Raw genomic sequence first — 17,543 nt, forward strand, 5'->3', positions numbered from 1 at the left:
ATTTGAAAGGCTTTTTTATTTTAATTTAATATTCCTTTAATCAAATGTTTGAAGATTAATAATTAACTTTTGCGAATAATAGTTCTAACCTAATCCTAACCAGATTTTCATGCACAATTTCCTATTTGTAGCTTCAGAGAATGATGCTATTCCCCATTGCAAAGCAGGAGGCATGGGCGACGTAATACGCGATGTACCCCGGCAAATTTCCCAAAAAGGGGATACTGTTCATGTTGTAGTTCCTTCTTATTCCAGGCTACATCAAAACGCAAAGTTCATTTCTAACTTATCATTTAAACTTCGTGGTTTAGATTATCTAGCAGAGATTTACGAAGTTCAACCCAAAAAAGATTTTCCAGGAATCACTCATTATGTTATTCATCATCCTGAAATTGAGGCGGGCGATATCGCGCATATTTATCATAATGATTTAAATGAACCATTTTATACAGATGCCATAAAATATTTTATTTTTTGTACCGCAGTAGCCCAAGCCGTTAAAATTAAAATTTTTGGAGATTTAGATGTAATTCATTTGCACGATTGGCATGCCAGCATGGTGTTGTTTTTAAGACGATACCATAAAGACTATACCTGCCTTCAGGACATTCGTGTGATTTATAGTATCCATAATCTCGCCATTCAGGGAATTCGTCCTTTTGAAAATAATTATTCTTCTGTACGTAATTTTTTCCCAGAGGTAGATTTTAATTATGATGAGCTTAGGGACCGTCGCTATCACGATTGTATAAATATGATGGCATTGGGTATTCGTTTTGCAGACGCCGTGCATACAGTGTCACCAAGCTATAAAAATGATGTGCTTTATCCCAGCAATCCCCCAGAATTTATTGGAGGAGAAGGTTTAGAGGAAGATTTAAATCAGGCCGATAGAGAGGGGAGATTTATAGGAATTCTTAATGGCTGTAACTATAGAAATATCCGTAGGGCACGAAAAAATAATCTTTATTTCAATATAGCTTCAGCAATATTTAAATGGTTACAACAGGAATCTAAAAAATATAAATCAGATTTTTTAGCACATACAGGAGAAAAAGTCATGCCATACCTTAAAAGGAAACCAGACTTTGTATGTTCGAGTGTAGCCAGACTTACGGAACAAAAGTTCTATTTTTTTAAACGTTCACCGGAAGCCTTCTTAGAAATATTGGATTTACTTGCCGAGGTTAATGGTATTTTTATCCTTTTAGGAACAGGAGCGCCAGAATACGAGGAGCTTTTGCGCAAAATAAGCCATGAAAAGAAAAACTTCTTATTTATAAACGGTCAGAGTGAGGATGTAATCGATAGTATTTATCTGGAAACCAACCTTTATTTTATGCCTAGTCTGTTTGAGCCTTGCGGCATCAGTCAAATGCTTGCCATGCGTAACGGCCATCCATGTTTAGTACATCATACGGGAGGATTAATAGATACGGTAAAACATTTAGAAACCGGTTTTGTGTTTGATGGTAATAGTTACGATAAGAAAGTAAGAAATATGGTCGATTCATTTAAGCATGTTTTAAATATGTTTTTTGAAGATAAAGCGAAGTGGAGAAAAATCGAGCAAAATGCCAAAAAAGTACGTTTTACCTGGGAGAAATCAGTAGACGATTACTATAAATCCTTATATAAATTACCGGCATAAAAGATTCTTATCTTTATATAGGTAAAATCTCTCGAAACCCCTGTTAATTATAGTATAATTGCTAGGTTTTAATTGAATAGAAGCTTAGATTTTATTAAATTCGTAATCGATTAATTTAAATTTTGTAATTCAATACAATGTCAGATAAAGCTATATTAGAATATCAAGGAAAAAAGTACGAGTTTCCGGTTACAGAGGGAACTGAAGGTGAACTGGGTATAGACATAAAAACCCTTCGATCTGAAGCCGGAATGATAACTTTAGACCGTGGTTACAAGAACACAGGAAGTTGTGAGAGTGCTATCACTTTTTTAGACGGTGAAAAAGGAATCTTAAGATATAGAGGCTACGCTATCGAAGACCTTGCTGAAAAAGCAAATTTTCTTGAAGTAGCTTATCTTTTGATTTTTGGGGAATTACCTAATAAAGCACAATTAGATAAATTTTCTAATGATATTAAGGATCAGTCTGAAGTAGACGAAGAAATGAAGAAAATTTTGGATGGTTTTCCAAAATCAGCTCATCCAATGGGCGTTCTTTCTTCCTTAACCAGTGCCTTAATTGCTTTTAACCCATCTTCAGTAAATGTAGATTCTGAAGAGGATATGTATAAAGCGATAGTGAAGATTATGGGTAAATTCCCGGTACTTGTTGCATGGACTTTACGAAAGAAAAACAGTCTTCCGCTTAACTATGGTGACGATTCATTAGGTTATGTAGAAAACCTACATGAAATGATGTTCGAAAGACCAGGTAAAAAATATAATGTCGATAAGTCTATAATCGAAGCTTTAGATAAATTGCTAATTCTTCATGCAGATCACGAGCAAAACTGTTCGGCGTCCACAGTTAGAATGGTAGGTTCTTCACACGCAGGATTATTTGCTTCTATTTCAGCGGGTATTTCTGCTCTTTGGGGACCACTTCATGGTGGGGCCAACCAGGCAGTGATCGAAATGTTGGAAGGAATTAAAGCAGATGGTGGCGATACCCATAAGTTTATGCAAAAAGCCAAAGATAAAGACGATCCTTTCCGTTTAATGGGATTTGGTCACCGTGTTTATAAGAATTTTGATCCACGTGCTAAAATCATCAAAAGATCTGCAGACGAAGTTCTTGGAGGTCTAGGGATTGATGATCCGGTACTGGATATCGCTAAAGGATTAGAAAAAGAAGCTTTAGAAGATCAATATTTTGTAGAAAGAAAATTATATCCAAACGTCGATTTCTACTCAGGAATTATTTATAGAGCTTTAGGAATACCAGTAGAAATGTTTACGGTAATGTTTGCTTTAGGTCGTCTTCCTGGATGGATTGCACAGTGGAGAGAAATGAGACTTAAAAAAGAACCAATTGGTAGACCACGTCAAATTTATGTGGGTGAAAACCTTAGGGAATTTAAACCAGTAAGCGAAAGATAAACTTAGCTTAATTATAAATTATTTAAAAAGCTCCATTATTAAATGGGGCTTTTTCTATATTTGAAAAAATTTTTAGTGATGCACTTAAAGATCAATAATGAAACTTCAAGATTAAGAGCAGTTGTTTTAGGTACCGCTAAAAGTAACGGTGGGGCACCAGAACTAGACGAAGCTTACGATCCAAAATCTATAGAACATATCAAAGCCGGGACTTATCCGCAAGAAGAAGATATGGTGAAAGAAATGGAAGCCGTAGCTCATGTTTTAAAGAAATATGACGTAGAAGTTTTTAGACCTCAAATTATCGAAAATTACAACCAGATTTTTACTCGTGATATTGCCTTTGTAATCGAAGATAAATTTGTGAAAGCCAATATTCTTCCAGACCGGGAGAAAGAGATAAAAGCCATACAGCATGTGGTCGATAAGATAGATCCAGATAAAATTATAAAACTTCCTGATAATGCGCATATTGAAGGAGGTGATGTAATGCCTTTTGGGGATTATATCCTGGTAGGCACATATACAGGAGAGGACTATCCAGACTATATTACCGCAAGAACCAATATTCATGCAGTGAAAGCACTTCAGGAATTATTCCCAAAGAAAAAAGTAGTGTCCTTCAACTTAAAAAAGAGCAATATCGATCCTAAGGAAAATGCCCTGCATTTGGATTGTTGCTTTCAGCCGGTAGGAAAAGATAAAGCGATTATTTATAAAGGCGGATTTTTAGACTCGAAAGAGTATCAATGGCTGGTAAACCTATTTGGAGAAAAAAATATCTTTGAAATTACCAAAGACGAAATGTACCACATGAATTCAAATATATTTACTATTGCTGAAGATGTGGTAATTTCCGAAGAAAAATTTACTCGTCTAAATGAGTGGCTCCGTTCTCACGGAATTACTGTCGAGGAAGTTCCTTATTCGCAAATAGCAAAACAAGAAGGTTTATTGCGCTGTTCAACATTACCATTAATTAGAGATTAACATGAAGCAGATTACAGATACCGTTTTAATGGTGCGCCCGGTTGCATTTAGGATGAATGAAGAAACGGCGGTGAATAATTATTTTCAGAAGAATCTAAAAGGTAAAGACGTAAATAAAGAAGCTCAGGCCGAGTTTGATGCGTTTGTGAAAAAACTGAAAAGTGTAGGCGTGAAGGTTGTGGTCGTAGATGATATTGCCGATGATAATAAGCCAGATTCGATTTTCCCTAATAACTGGGTCTCTTTTCATGAAAACGGAGAGATTGCATTGTATCCCATGTTTGCTGAAAATCGAAGAAAAGAACGTCGATTGGATTACTTTGCAAATCTTGAAGAAGAAGGTTTAAAAATCACTAATATTGTAGATTATACGTCAGCAGAAGATGATGATATTTTTTTGGAAGGAACCGGAAGCTTAATTTTAGATCGTGAAAATGAAAAAGCGTATTGCGCTTTATCACCCAGAGCCGATGAAGATCTTTTAATTGAATTTTGTGAAGATTTTGAGTTTACTCCGGTTATTTTTAATGCCTATCAAACGGTAGAAGGGAAACGAAAGCAAATTTATCATACCAATGTGATGATGTGTGTGGCTGAAGAGTTTGCGGTAATTTGCCTGGATAGCATTGACGATGCGAAAGAGCGTAAAAATCTATTAAAGCATCTAAAACAAGATAAAAAAGAACTAATTGTGATTTCTGAAGAGCAAATGCACGAGTTTGCCGGTAATATGTTACAGGTTCGTGGTGCTTTTGATAAGAAGTATTTAGTGATGAGTGAGCGGGCGCACCAAAGTTTAACGCCAGATCAGGTTGCGAAAATCGAGAAATATTCAGAGATTTTAAGCAGTGACCTTAACGTGATCGAAACTTGTGGAGGCGGTAGTGCCCGGTGTATGCTTGCCGAGGTTTTCTTACCCAAAGCTTAATGTTTCTTTCTAATTTCAATAACAAAAGGGAGCATCATTAGTGCCGTTAATATGGCAAAGGGAAGCGAGCCTATAATCAGGAATTTTTGCATGGCATCTAAAACGTCACTTTCTGGTTTTACGTTTCCTAAAAGTATGATCGCCTCAGAAAAAATAAGAATCAATACCGCCCAAATAAGGCGGTATTTCTTTTTAGGATTTTCATTCCCCTTATCACTAAACATGCTTAAAACATAGATCGCCGAATCTACCGAGGTGACCAAAAAACTGATCAGCAATAAAACGGTGATCACATTGGTGATATTGGAGAGTGGAAAACTCTCGAAGAATTTAAAGATCGAGGTAAATACATTACTAAATTCACCATTGTAATTGGCCATATCTTCAATAATATCAAATGAAGATCCGCCAAAAACACTAAACCATAAAAAACTCCCTAAAGAAGGAAGGATCAAAACGCCCAAAATCATCTCGCGTACCGTGCGACCTTGTGAAATTCTGGCAATGAAAATTCCGGTAAATGGCGCCCAGGCCAGCCAAAATGCCCAGTAATAATAGGTCCAGTCGGTTAAAAATTGTTTTCCCGGGTTAAAGTCTCCAATCGCTAAACTCAGCTGAAAAAAGTCTTTGAGGTAAAACCAGGTAGCAGTAGAAAAAGACTTTAGAACTTCAATAATATCGGCCTGTAGAAAAATAAAAATCAATAAAGCGATGGTGATATAAATATTCCAGTTAGAGATTCGTTTAATCCCCTTTTCTACTCCAGAGTATGCCGAAATAAAGGCCAGTAAACAAATAAGAAAAACGAGACCGATCACTATCCAAAGTGTGCCCGGTTCTCGATCTGAAAGATGACTAATACCCCCTTCAATTTGCGTGGTTCCCAGTCCTATTGCGGCAACCAAACCAAAAACTGTGGTCAAAATCGTTAAAAGATCGATACTTTGCGGAATTCCCTTTATTTTTTTCAGTTGTGGTAAACTGGTACCAAGCAGCATATTATTTTTTCGTACAAATAAAGAATAGCCAATAAAAAGTGCAAATATTCCGTAGAACGCCCAAGCGGTAAATCCCCATTGATAAAAGGTGAACTCTAAAGCGATAATATCGTTTGGATAAGCTGTTTTTAATGGCGGATTTTGATACATAAATACCGGTTCCTGCACGGCCCTAAGTAAAATACCTGCTCCCATCCCGGCGCTATAAAGCATCGCGATCCAGGAAAGTCTGTCAAATTGTGGCGGGGAATTTCCTAAACGTATCCTTCCGTATTTAGAAAAAGCGATAATAAGCAGAAAGAGTACACAGGCTAATCCCAGCCATAAATAAAATTCACCAAAAATTTCCCTTACCCAAATAGAAAGACTATCGATAAGAGCATAAAATTCCGCAGTAAAAGAAAAAATAATTACAGAAAAAATAAATAAAATCAATGCTGCGCTATAAAAAAGCGGATTTTTTTTAATATCGGTATGGAGCTTTCTTAAATTAATTAGCGAGTTGTTTTTTGGGTTTGGCGTTGGCGATTTTTGTAATCATACCCTCAAATATAAAATAATGAAATGGATACATGGAATACCAGTATAGTCTGCCCATAAGACCTTTAGGTCTAAAAGTTGCGGTTTGATGGACCACGTTATCTTCATCGATACAAAACTCCAGCCAGGCTTCCCCGGGAACTTTCATTTCAGCAAAAAGAAGTAAGCGTCTTTCTTCCTTATCGGCTAAAAGAACGCGCCAAAAGTCTAATGAGTCTCCGGGAGATAATTCAGTAGCATGAGTACGGCCACGACGTAGGCCAACGCCACCGGCGATTTTATCCATGAAACCCCTTATTTTCCAGAGCCAGTTTCCGTAGTACCAGCCGTTAAGTCCGCCAATAGACCAGATCTTTTTTAAGGCTTCTTCAGGGTTGTTCGTTTTCTTCTGTTGTTTATCCAGCAGGCAACCGTAGGTGGGTACTTTTATATATTTATTAAGTTCCTTTTTAAAACGGCCACTGCTTAACGAATCTTTCCAGCTGGAAATCACCTGATTTTGCTCGATTTTATAAAAAGCCATTTCTATCGCTTCTTTATAAGAAATGGTTTCTATATTTAGGATTCTGGCTAATTTATCGTCCCGTGCAATCACTTCAACCTCCATACTATCCACCAGGTTTTGGGCCAGCTTGTATGATGTTGAGGTTACAAAATATAACCAGTAAGACGAAAGTTTGGGCGACATTACGGGAACGCTAAAAATCCAGATTTTTAGTCCGCGTACCTCGGCATATTTTTCCATCATTTCCTGGTAGGTTAAAATATCTGGTCCACCAATATCAAAAGACTGGTCATAACATTCTTCGTGACCAATAACACCGGTTAAAAATTTTATAACATCTCGAATTGCGGTAGGCTGGCATTTAGTGCGAACCCATTGCGGTGTGACCATAACCGGTAACTTTTCGCACAAGTCCCTTATAATTTCAAAAGAAGAACTACCTGAACCAACAATAATCGCAGCCCGTAAAACCGTAAGATGAAAATCTCCTTTATAAAGAATATCCTCCACCGCTTTACGTGATTTTAAATGTTTGGAAAGCTCATCCTGATTCACCATTCCACTCAGATAAATCACCTGTTTAACGCTGGTCTGGCTCATTAGCTTATTAAAGTTATTGGCAGCTTCAGCTTCCTGGCTATCAAAATCTTTGGTGTTACCACTCATCGAATGGATTAGATAATAGGCAATATCAATATTCTTTATTTTCTCAGGAGTTTCAGGCAGGTCTAAAAAATCAATTTCAACAATCTCTACCTGATTGATTAACTCTTTACTCGAAAACCTATTTTTATTGCGAACAGCGCAAACTACTTCGTGACCCTGCTCTAAAAGTTCAGGGAGTAATCGCATTCCTATATAGCCATTGGCACCGGTAAGTAAGATTCGCATAAAGTAGGTTTTCTTTTAAATTTTATATTCTCAAATTAGCATATTAATCACTACCTTACCTTATGATTAATAAAACTTTATAAAATGAATAACGTGCTGAAAATCTCACTTTTAGTCATAGGGATAGGATTAGTAGGATATGGTTTGTATACGTTAATTTCTCCGGAAGTTTCTTTAGAAGCCGGCCCTATTACAGTTGAAGCACAAGGAGACAACACCCAATCGTATGCCATGATGGGATTTGGATTGTTAGCGCTTATTGCCGGGCTTGCTTTTGGAAAACGCTAAACAGCATTACTGATGACTGAAGGTAATGCCCAAAACCGTCATTACCGAAGAGCTTATATATTCTATACCTATAGCAATAACAATAAATCCGATAATTCGCGAAATGGCGTTTATCCCGGAAGCTCCTAAAAACCTTGCAATATAATGCGCACTCTTCAGCATTAAAAAGGTAGAAAGACACACGGCAAAAATCGCCAAAATCGTGATTAATTTTTCTGAAGTTAGACTATAATCCTCGTACATTCCTATTAAAAGGGAGATCGATCCCGGCCCTGCCAGCATAGGGATCGCAAGCGGAGTTAAGGATATTCCTTCTCGCTGTTGTGCATCGTCTTTTACCCGTTCGTTCATTCCTTTATGTTTCGAAAAAGAACCGGTTAGTAATGCAAAACCAGATGTTACGATAATTAAACCACCGGCAATGCGCAATGATTCAATACTTATTCCGAAGAATTGTAAAATATACCGACCTGTAAAAAAGCATATCGTAAGAATTACAAAAATATTGACAGACGTTAAAAGCGAAGTTTTAGAGCGTTCTTTTGCGGTATCCTCTGTAGTTAAACCTACAAAGATTGGGATGGTGCCAAGCGGATTGATCACCGAGAATAATGCCGCGAAAACATAGATAAACAGATCCATAATTTTTTCGGCAAATATGCGCTAAGTGCAGGCACTGGAAATTAAATAAAAATTAGCCTTAGATTATCAAAAATCGATATTTAAGCAGGCAATGTTAAGTGAGTTTCAATTGACAATAATCAATAAACAATAAACAATTACCAATGATCTAGTTTACTAATATTCAAAAAATCCAAAATACGAATATTACCATCTAAAGATCATCAATCCGGGTGGGGGCATTATCGTCTTTATAAGCGATTAGCTTTTTAAAAAATTTATGTACATTTTCGTCTTTGGCTTCCACTTTAATAAAATAATGATCCCGGTAAATCGAGTATTCCTTTGCTTTCCCTTTATAGATCTTTAGTTTCCAAAATGGAATCACCAATGCGTAAGTCTCTAAAATAGACCGAAACCGAACGATAATTCCGCCAGGTCTAATTTCGATATTACAGGTATTTCGGTTATTATCTAAAATAAGCAGGTTGTGAATATCGATACTTACTGAAGTGATTATTAGTCTTGGTGAGCCACTGCCTTTCAGTTTAAAACGATCTGACAGCGTAAGTGTTTTTCCAACTTCACGGTCAATCTTTTCTTTAATATCGGGATTATTGTAAGAAATATTCAGGAGCATTTTTTTCTTTTAAGATAAGAAACTTCTAGGAGTTAAGGGGTAAACTTTGGCCTTGGGTTGAAATATAAGGATTTACCATACAAGCCTTAGCTTAAAGTGCAATTTCTGTTATCTTTGCAGCGTTTTTATAAACTACTTTGGTTATCCTTAGAATGCTTTATAGTAATTGATGAATTTCGATCATATCGATTTAAATTATATTGCAGTTTACAGGATTTAAAAAATTTAATCTCACTGCGTGAGTGAAAAACTAGAAATGATGAATATTCAGGAAATGCTTACTGGCTACGTAAAAGAGGCAGTGCAAAATATTTACGATGTAACTTTAGAAACGGTAGAATTTCAGCCAACAAGAAAAGATTTTGAAGGGGATGTTACCGTGGTTTGTTTCCCAATGTTAAGGCAGGTAAAAACTAATCCTGTAAAGCTTGGTGAGGATATAGGGAATTACCTTCAGGAATACGTAACCATCGTTAGTCGTTTTAATGTTGTAAAAGGATTTTTGAATATCGTGCTGGACGATGCTTATTACCTGGATTTTTTCAATGAGATTAAAGACGATCCTGATTATGGTTTTGTAAAAGAGGTTGAAGATCCCAGAAAAATTATGGTAGAATATTCTTCGCCAAACACCAATAAACCACTTCATCTTGGGCATATTCGAAATAATTTATTAGGATTTTCGGTGGCTGAAATTTTAGAAGCTGCCGGGAATAAAGTCTATAAAACACAGATTATTAATGACCGTGGTATCCATATCTGTAAATCGATGCTTGCGTGGCAACGTTTTGGAAATGGAGAAACACCAGCATCTACCGGATTAAAAGGGGATAAACTGGTTGGGAATTATTATGTAAAATTCGATCAGGAATATAAAGCGGAAATCGAACAATTAATTGCTGAAGGAAAATCTGAAAAACAAGCAAAAGCTGAAGCGCCGATTTTACTAGAAGCTAAAGAGATGCTTCGAAAGTGGGAAGCTGGTGATGTAGAAGTGGTAAAACTCTGGAAAACCATGAACCAGTGGGTTTATGATGGTTTTGAAGAGACCTATAAAGCACTTGGCGTAGATTTCGATAAAAATTATTACGAAAGTGATACCTATCTTTTAGGAAAAGATGTGGTAAACAAAGGTCTGGAAAACGGTGTTTTTTATAGAAAAGAAGACGGCAGCGTTTGGATCGATCTTACCGACGAAGGCTTGGATGAAAAGATCGTATTACGTAGCGATGGTACTGCGGTGTATATGACGCAGGATATTGGTACTGCAATTCAGCGAGTAGAGGATTTTGCGATAAACGGAATGGTGTATACCGTTGGTAATGAGCAGGATTATCATTTTAAAGTTTTATTCTTAATTCTGAAAAAGTTAGGTTTTGCCTGGGCAGAATATTTATATCATTTAAGCTACGGAATGGTAGATCTTCCTAGCGGAAAAATGAAAAGTAGGGAAGGGACTGTAGTAGATGCCGATGATCTGATCGCAGAAATGACAGAAACCGCCAGAACAATCTCTGAAGAATTAGGAAAATTAGACGGTTTAAGCGAAGAAGAAAAAGAAGAGCTATACCGAATGATTGGGCTTGGGGCGCTTAAATATTATATCTTAAAAGTAGATCCCAAAAAACGAATCTTATTTAATCCTGAAGAATCTGTGGATTTTCAGGGGAATACAGGACCATTTATTCAGTATACGCATGCAAGGATTCAGTCGATCTTAAGAAAAGCCGATTTTGAATATCAATCTCAACTGGTAACCGAGTATGAACTTCAGGATAAAGAAAAAGAGTTGATAAAGCAAATTCAGCTATATCCGGAAACGATTCAGTTAGCTGCCGAAAATCATAGTCCGGCGCTAATTGCCAACTATACCTACGATTTGGTAAAAGAGTTCAATTCGTTCTATCAAAACGTATCGATTTTAGGAGCAGAAAAAGATTTAGAAAGACAATTAAGAACACAACTTTCTAAAGTGGTTGCCAATATCATTAAAAGTTCGTTTGGATTACTAGGCATCCAGGTACCCGATAGAATGTAGACTTAAATTTATAACAGTTAATCACTTATAAACGCGGACGAATCCCAAAGATTCGTCCGCTGTTTTTTATTGGTACCGCCAAAGGGTTTAATACCCAGAGGCTCGCCTCAAAATTATAATTTTGTCTCTATCGAATGCCTCGTGGGCTTGCCCCGAGGTAGTTTACTTGTTATTGATAGTAGGATATTTTTGTTAAAATTATAGGAATAAAAGAAGGACAAACTTGAATTAAATTTTAATCATTCTTTATTTAATACGATATCAGAGTCAGCTATCACTTCTTGAGCTTTTTGATATTCAGATTTTAATACAAATAATTCTACGTCATTTTGCGGAACGCCAAATCCCGCTAACCGGCCAGATTCAACATTATCTCTTACGCGTATAGAAATATTCTTCTCGGTTAAGAGGGAAGCAATTCTATTTATTATAATGGAAGTGCTTGTTAATATTTTGGTATAATCATGCATATTTCAATTGATTTTTCTAGTTAGTTCCTTCAATATTCAGATTTTAAAAATATTTCTTTAAAATAGACTTAGATTGCTAATAGACAAGTTACTGAAAAAGATCAATACTCGAATGATTTCAGAATAAATTTATTCGATTATCGAGGTTAAAGGCTACCAGACGTCGCGATCGGGAAATCCCAAAATAAAAAGCGACTCCACTTGATGTCCAGTTAAAAAAGCAGGGCTGAAATTACACAATTTCAGCCCTGCTTTTTTATAATTTTTAAAACTTAAGCATAAAATCCATTCTTAAGCGATTAGTGAGGATAAAAAACTTTTCACTTCACTACCAAATCATTAAATTTGCAAACCCGTTATCACAATAGCGGAAATCTTAAACTACAGGAAAGCATATGTTTGATAATTTAAGTGATAAGTTAGATAGTGCCTTACATGTCTTAAAAGGACATGGACAAATAACCGAGGTTAACGTTGCAGAAACCCTTAAAGAGGTGCGTCGCGCCCTTGTTGATGCCGATGTTAACTATAAAATTGCGAAAGAATTTACCAATACTGTAAAGGAAAAAGCTTTAGGACAGGACGTTTTAACGGCTTTAAAACCCGGGCAGTTAATGGTGAAGCTGGTAAAAGATGAGCTTACCGACCTTATGGGTGGCGAGGCTGCCGGCGTGAATCTTAGCGGAAATCCTTCGATAATTTTAATGTCAGGTTTACAGGGTAGTGGTAAAACTACTTTTTCTGGTAAGCTAGCTAATTATCTTAAAAATAAGAAAACTAAGAAGCCGCTTTTAGTAGCCTGTGATGTGTACCGTCCTGCAGCGATCAATCAGTTGCATGTGGTAGGAGAGCAGCTTGGTGTTGAGGTTTTTAGTGATGAAGGTAATCAGGATCCTGTGGCGATCTCTAAAGCTGCGATTGCGCATGCTAAAGAAAACGGGCACAATGTGGTGATTATCGATACCGCGGGTCGTCTTGCTGTAGATGAAGCGATGATGACCGAAATTTCAAACATTCACACTGCTATCGAACCTCACGAAACCTTGTTCGTGGTCGATTCGATGACAGGTCAGGATGCTGTTAATACCGCTAAAGCTTTTAACGATCGCTTAGATTTTGATGGGGTAATCCTTACCAAATTAGACGGTGATACCCGTGGTGGTGCGGCAATTTCAATTAAATCTGTAGTAAATAAGCCTATTAAATTTATTGGTACTGGTGAGAAAATGGACGCTATCGATGTGTTCTATCCTTCTCGTATGGCCGATAGGATTTTAGGGATGGGAGACGTTGTGTCTCTTGTAGAGCGCGCGCAGGAGCAATATGACGAGGAAGAAGCGAGAAAACTTCAGAAGAAAATCGCTAAAAATGCTTTTGGTTTTGATGATTTCTTAAAGCAACTTCAGCAGATCAAGAAAATGGGATCGATGAAAGATCTTCTTGGAATGATCCCCGGAGCGGGTAAGATGCTGAAAGATGTGGATATCGATGATGATGCTTTTAAAGGGATCGAAGCGATTATTCACTCCATGACACCAGATGAAAGAAGTACGCCAAAGATCATTAACTCTAGTAGAAAGAAGAGAATTGCAAAGGGTTCAGGAACTACTGTACAGGAAGTGAATCAATTACTGAAGCAATTTAACCAGATGGGTAAAATGATGAAGATGATGCAGGGAGGCGGTGGCCGCCAGATGATGAATATGATGAAAGGAATGCGTTAATTGTTCCCCCAACCCCAAAGGGGAGTTTTAATATGTAACTTAAACCTCCTACCCTTCGGGGAGGTCGGGAGGGGCTTATAATATAATAATGACAATTTTAGACGGTAAAAAAGTAAGTAACGATATCAAGAACGAAATCGCTGCTGAAGTTGAAAAAATGAAGCAGCGTGGTGAAAAAGTACCACACCTTGCTGCTATTATTGTTGGAAATGATGGAGCAAGTAAAACCTACGTAAATAGCAAGGTGAAAGCCTGCGAAAGAGTTGGTTTTGAGTCTTCGCTTTTCAGAATGTCATCTACCATTAGTGAAATCGAACTTTTAGATAAGATCGAAGAGCTAAACCAAAATGATGATATCGATGGCTTTATCGTTCAGTTGCCATTACCTCCACAAATAGACACACAAAAGGTGTTAAATGCAGTAGATCCAGATAAAGATGTAGATGGTTTCCATCCAACAAACTTTGGGAAAATGGCGTTAGATATGACGACTTTTATCCCGGCAACACCTTTTGGGATTTTAGAACTTTTAGAGCGTTACGATATTCCTACTAAAGGAAAGCATACCGTGGTAATTGGTAGAAGTTATATCGTAGGTCGCCCAATGAGTATTTTGATGGGAAGAAGTGGTTTCCCGGGGAATTCAACTGTAACACTTACGCACGAATTTACTAAGAACATCACGCAAATCACTTCTCAGGCAGATATTATTATCATTGCCGTAGGAATTCCAGATTTCTTGAAAGGAGAGATGATTAAAGATGATGCTGTAATTATTGATGTTGGGATCACTCGTGTACCAGATGATAATGCTGAAAAAGGCTATATTATTAAAGGTGATGTAGATTTTGAAAATGTAAGTAAACGAGCTTCCTTTATTACTCCGGTTCCAGGTGGAGTAGGGCCAATGACCGTTTCTATGCTGTTAAAAAATACATTATTGGCAAGGGAACGCCACAGACAAAGAAAAGCGAAAAAGTAAGATTTTATATTTATAAAAATAAAACCTCACATCTTCTAAATGTGAGGTTTTTTGTTTTCTGAAATTTATGTAAATCAACTTCAGGTTAAATTAAAAAGACTTCCAGAATATTGAAAATCGAATTGTAGTTGAAGCTTTATTTTTTGACTAATAATTTCGATTTATTATATTCATAATTCATTCTGGCGATATTCAATACTGAAATATTTTCAGGGCACTCCACCTGGCAGGCTTCCGTATTACTGCAATGGCCAAACCCTTCTTTTTCCATTTGCTCTACCATTTCAGTAACCCTTACATGCGTTTCTTTTTGACCCTGCGGTAAAAGTTCGAGATGGGTGATTTTTGCTCCGGTAAACAAGGCAGCGCTTGAGTTTTTACAGCTGGCTACACAGGCACCACAACCTATACAAGCAGCTGAATCGAAAGCAGATTCGGCTTCCTGGTAGGTTATTGGGATGCTGTTGGCTTCTGGTGCCTGCCCGGTATCTACAGCCACAAATCCTCCTGAAGTTATAATGCGGTCCAGGGCAGATCGGTTTATCTTTAGGTCCCTGACTATCGGAAAAGCAGCTGCTTTAAAAGGTTCTACATAAATAGTATCACCATCTTTAAAAGACCGCATGTGCAATTGGCAGGTAGTGGTGTTTTTTAGTGGGCCATGAGCAATTCCGTTAATCATTACGCCACACTGCCCGCAAATTCCTTCTCGGCAGTCATGGTCAAATTCTACAGGTCTTTCTCCCTGTTTTACCAATTTAAGGTTTAGCGTATCCAGCATTTCCAGAAAAGACATGTCTTTATTTACATCGTCAACCGTATAATCTTTAAAACAGCCTTTGCTGTGGTTATCTTTTTGTCGCCATATTTTTAAATATATTTTCATCTGAATAGATTTTTAGTGGTTAGCTACAATAATTGAGTTTTATTACTTATAACTTCTAATTGTAGGTTTTACGAATTCAAAAATTAAGGGTTCTTTATTTAATTTGGGTTCCGATGGATTTGCGGTCCATTCCCACGCAGCCGAATACGAAAAGTGCTCATCATCTCGTTTGGCTTCTCCATCTTCGGTTTGATATTCTTGCCTAAAGTGAGCACCACAGGATTCTTCGCGTTGCAATGCATCAATACACATTAGTTCTGCCACTTCCATATAATCGGCAACCCTTCCTGCTTTTTCCAGTTCGCTGTTCACTTCAGCAGCATCACCGGGCACCATTAAATTGGTTTTAAATTCTTTTCTTAATTTTTGAATGTTTTCAATCGCTTGTTCCAGGCCTTGCTTAGAACGTGAAAGTCCGCATTTATCATAAAGTTCTTTTCCCAGTTCTTTATGAAATTCTTCAGCAGTTTTTTCTCCTTTCGTTGTTAGAAAACTTTCCAGTTGTTTTTTGCAATTTTCTTCAGCAATATCAAATTCCTTATCCTGAATATTTGTTTTTGGAACTTTGATTTCGCCAGCAAGATAATTGGCGAGTGTATAAGGCAAAATAAAATAGCCATCTACACAAGCCTGTAAAAGTGAATTCGCCCCAAGACGATTCGCCCCGTGATCTGAAAAATTAGCTTCCCCAATAGCAAAAAGCCCATTTATGCTGGTCATTAATTCATAGTCTACCCATAGACCACCCATCGAAAAGTGTGCAGCAGGAGAAATTTTCATGGGTTCATCATAAGCATTTATTCCGGTAATTTTTCGGTACATATCAAAGAGGTTTCCATAGCGCTCTTTAATAATATCTTTGCCATATTCTTTTAAAGCACGAGAAAAATCCAGATATACCGCATTTTTAAGTGCACCTACTCCTTTACCTGCATCTATCTGTTCTTTAGCGGCTCGGGATGCAATATCCCGCGGGGCAAGATTTCCAAAAGAAGGGTACTTACGTTCTAAATAATAATCACGTTCTTCTTCTGGAATGTCATTGGGTTTACGGGTTTCGTTTTTGTCTTTAGGTACCCAAATACGTCCGTCATTCCGAAGAGATTCAGACATCAAAGTCAGTTTAGATTGATACGGTCCACTTTGCGGTAACGAAGTTGGGTGAATTTGCGTCCAGCTGGGATTAGCCATAAAAGCTCCTTTTTTATGTGCGCGCCAAATGGCAGAAGCATTACAACCCATCGCCAAAGTAGAGAGGTAATAAATTTTGCCAAAACCTCCGGTAGCCAGTACGACGGCATGTGCGCCGTGGCGTTCTATTTCGCCGGTGTCTAAATTTCTGGCAATAATCCCTTTGGCTTTATTGTCTATTAAAACCAGATCCAGCATTTCGTGCCTGGCATAAAGTTTTACTTTTTCAGCTTTTACCTGGCGCATTAGGCTTTGATAGGCGCCCAAAAGTAATTGTTGTCCTGTTTGGCCACGGGCATAAAACGTACGTGAGACTTGTACACCACCAAACGATCTGTTTCTTAAGTAGCCGCCATATTCACGGGCAAAGGGCACGCCCTGTGCAATGGCCTGGTCGATTAAACTGGCAGAGCATTCCGCTAATCGATAGGTATTGGCTTCCCGAGATCTAAAATCACCTCCTTTCAGCGTATCATAAAACATGCGATAAACACTGTCCCCGTCATTCTTATAATTTTTTGCCGCGTTAACGCCACCCTGAGCAGCTACAGAATGGGCTCTTCGTGGGGTATCCTGAAAGCAAAAGCTTTTTACCTGGTATCCCATTTCGGCCAGGGATGCCGCTGCTGAAGCTCCAGATAATCCCGTACCCACTACGATAATTTCCAGTTTTTTACGGTTGTTGGGGCTTACCAGTTTTGCATTCCGTTTATAATTGCTCCATTTTTTTTCAAGTGGGCCTTCAGGTATTTTGGTGTCTAAAAAAGGGGTGTTCATAA

Annotated in this window: 15 protein-coding genes; 8 read left to right on the forward strand and 7 right to left on the reverse strand. The window is 37.6% G+C overall.

Annotation, left to right across the window (positions count from 1 at the left end):
* The first annotated feature begins 109 nt into the window (after positions 1-109).
* The 4 genes from L1967_RS08685 (at position 110) to ctlX (ending at position 4,990) form a co-directional block, all read left to right on the forward strand.
* On the forward strand, positions 110-1,651 hold the full coding sequence (locus L1967_RS08685) for a glycogen synthase (protein WP_249601270.1): 1,542 nt from the start codon (positions 110-112) through the stop codon (positions 1,649-1,651).
* 137 nt (positions 1,652-1,788) lie between these two features.
* On the forward strand, positions 1,789-3,072 hold the full coding sequence (locus L1967_RS08690) for a citrate synthase (RefSeq protein WP_249601271.1): 1,284 nt from the start codon (positions 1,789-1,791) through the stop codon (positions 3,070-3,072).
* Between the two features lie 78 nt (positions 3,073-3,150).
* The gene (locus L1967_RS08695) at positions 3,151-4,062 is read left to right on the forward strand and encodes a dimethylarginine dimethylaminohydrolase family protein (RefSeq protein ID WP_262917427.1); all 912 of its coding nucleotides are present in this window, start codon (positions 3,151-3,153) and stop codon (positions 4,060-4,062) included.
* 1 nt (position 4,063) lies between these two features.
* Positions 4,064-4,990, forward strand: coding sequence for a citrulline utilization hydrolase CtlX (ctlX, locus tag L1967_RS08700; RefSeq protein WP_249601272.1), 927 nt, complete (start codon positions 4,064-4,066; stop codon positions 4,988-4,990).
* Here the strand turns inward: ctlX and L1967_RS08705 are convergent.
* Both L1967_RS08705 and L1967_RS08710 read right to left on the reverse strand, forming a co-directional pair.
* Positions 4,987-6,483 carry a BCCT family transporter gene (locus L1967_RS08705; RefSeq protein WP_338063527.1) on the reverse strand — a complete coding sequence of 499 codons (1,497 nt, stop codon included), beginning with the start codon at positions 6,481-6,483 and terminating at the stop codon, positions 4,987-4,989. The genes ctlX and L1967_RS08705 overlap by 4 nt on opposite strands.
* Complete coding sequence (locus L1967_RS08710) at positions 6,479-7,924, reverse strand: SDR family oxidoreductase (RefSeq protein ID WP_249601274.1); 1,446 nt, start codon at positions 7,922-7,924, stop codon at positions 6,479-6,481. Before L1967_RS08710 ends, L1967_RS08705 begins: the two co-directional genes overlap by 5 nt.
* Before the next feature lie 84 nt (positions 7,925-8,008).
* Between L1967_RS08710 and L1967_RS08715 the strand changes: the two genes are divergently transcribed.
* A complete protein-coding gene (locus tag L1967_RS08715) occupies positions 8,009-8,212 on the forward strand; it encodes a hypothetical protein (RefSeq protein WP_084841338.1) in 204 nt (67 codons plus the stop codon).
* Positions 8,213-8,218: 6 nt separating this feature from the next.
* Here the strand turns inward: L1967_RS08715 and L1967_RS08720 are convergent, their stop codons facing one another.
* Together L1967_RS08720 and L1967_RS08725 are read right to left on the reverse strand one after the other, a co-directional pair.
* Positions 8,219-8,854 carry a MarC family protein gene (locus tag L1967_RS08720; RefSeq protein ID WP_249601275.1) on the reverse strand — a complete coding sequence of 212 codons (636 nt, stop codon included), beginning with the start codon at positions 8,852-8,854 and terminating at the stop codon, positions 8,219-8,221.
* 193 nt (positions 8,855-9,047) lie between these two features.
* A complete protein-coding gene (locus L1967_RS08725) occupies positions 9,048-9,473 on the reverse strand; it encodes a hypothetical protein (RefSeq protein ID WP_249601276.1) in 426 nt (141 codons plus the stop codon).
* 259 nt (positions 9,474-9,732) lie between these two features.
* Here L1967_RS08725 and argS point away from each other — a divergent pair, with 259 nt between their 5' ends.
* Positions 9,733-11,511, forward strand: a complete 1,779-nt coding sequence (gene argS / locus L1967_RS08730; RefSeq protein WP_249601349.1) for an arginine--tRNA ligase — start codon at positions 9,733-9,735, stop codon at positions 11,509-11,511.
* Between the two features lie 239 nt (positions 11,512-11,750).
* Here the strand turns inward: argS and L1967_RS08735 are convergent, their stop codons facing one another.
* Complete coding sequence (locus L1967_RS08735; RefSeq protein ID WP_249601277.1) at positions 11,751-11,981, reverse strand: putative signal transducing protein; 231 nt, start codon at positions 11,979-11,981, stop codon at positions 11,751-11,753.
* 395 nt (positions 11,982-12,376) lie between these two features.
* Between L1967_RS08735 and ffh the strand changes: the two genes are divergently transcribed.
* Both ffh and L1967_RS08745 read left to right on the forward strand, forming a co-directional pair.
* Complete coding sequence (gene ffh, locus L1967_RS08740; protein ID WP_249601278.1) at positions 12,377-13,705, forward strand: signal recognition particle protein; 1,329 nt, start codon at positions 12,377-12,379, stop codon at positions 13,703-13,705.
* Between the two features lie 88 nt (positions 13,706-13,793).
* A complete protein-coding gene (locus L1967_RS08745; RefSeq protein ID WP_249601279.1) occupies positions 13,794-14,687 on the forward strand; it encodes a bifunctional 5,10-methylenetetrahydrofolate dehydrogenase/5,10-methenyltetrahydrofolate cyclohydrolase in 894 nt (297 codons plus the stop codon).
* A gap of 136 nt (positions 14,688-14,823) precedes the next feature.
* On the opposite strand, the gene L1967_RS08750 is transcribed toward L1967_RS08745, so the two are convergent.
* Entirely contained in the window at positions 14,824-15,573 is a 750-nt protein-coding gene (locus L1967_RS08750) for a succinate dehydrogenase/fumarate reductase iron-sulfur subunit (protein ID WP_249601280.1), read from the reverse strand.
* A 42-nt stretch (positions 15,574-15,615) separates the two neighbouring features.
* Entirely contained in the window at positions 15,616-17,541 is a 1,926-nt protein-coding gene (locus L1967_RS08755) for a fumarate reductase/succinate dehydrogenase flavoprotein subunit (protein ID WP_249601281.1), read from the reverse strand.
* Between the last annotated feature and the right edge of the window lie 2 nt (positions 17,542-17,543).

The organism is Zunongwangia pacifica (genome assembly GCF_023499215.1).
Lineage (GTDB): Bacteria > Bacteroidota > Bacteroidia > Flavobacteriales > Flavobacteriaceae > Zunongwangia > Zunongwangia pacifica.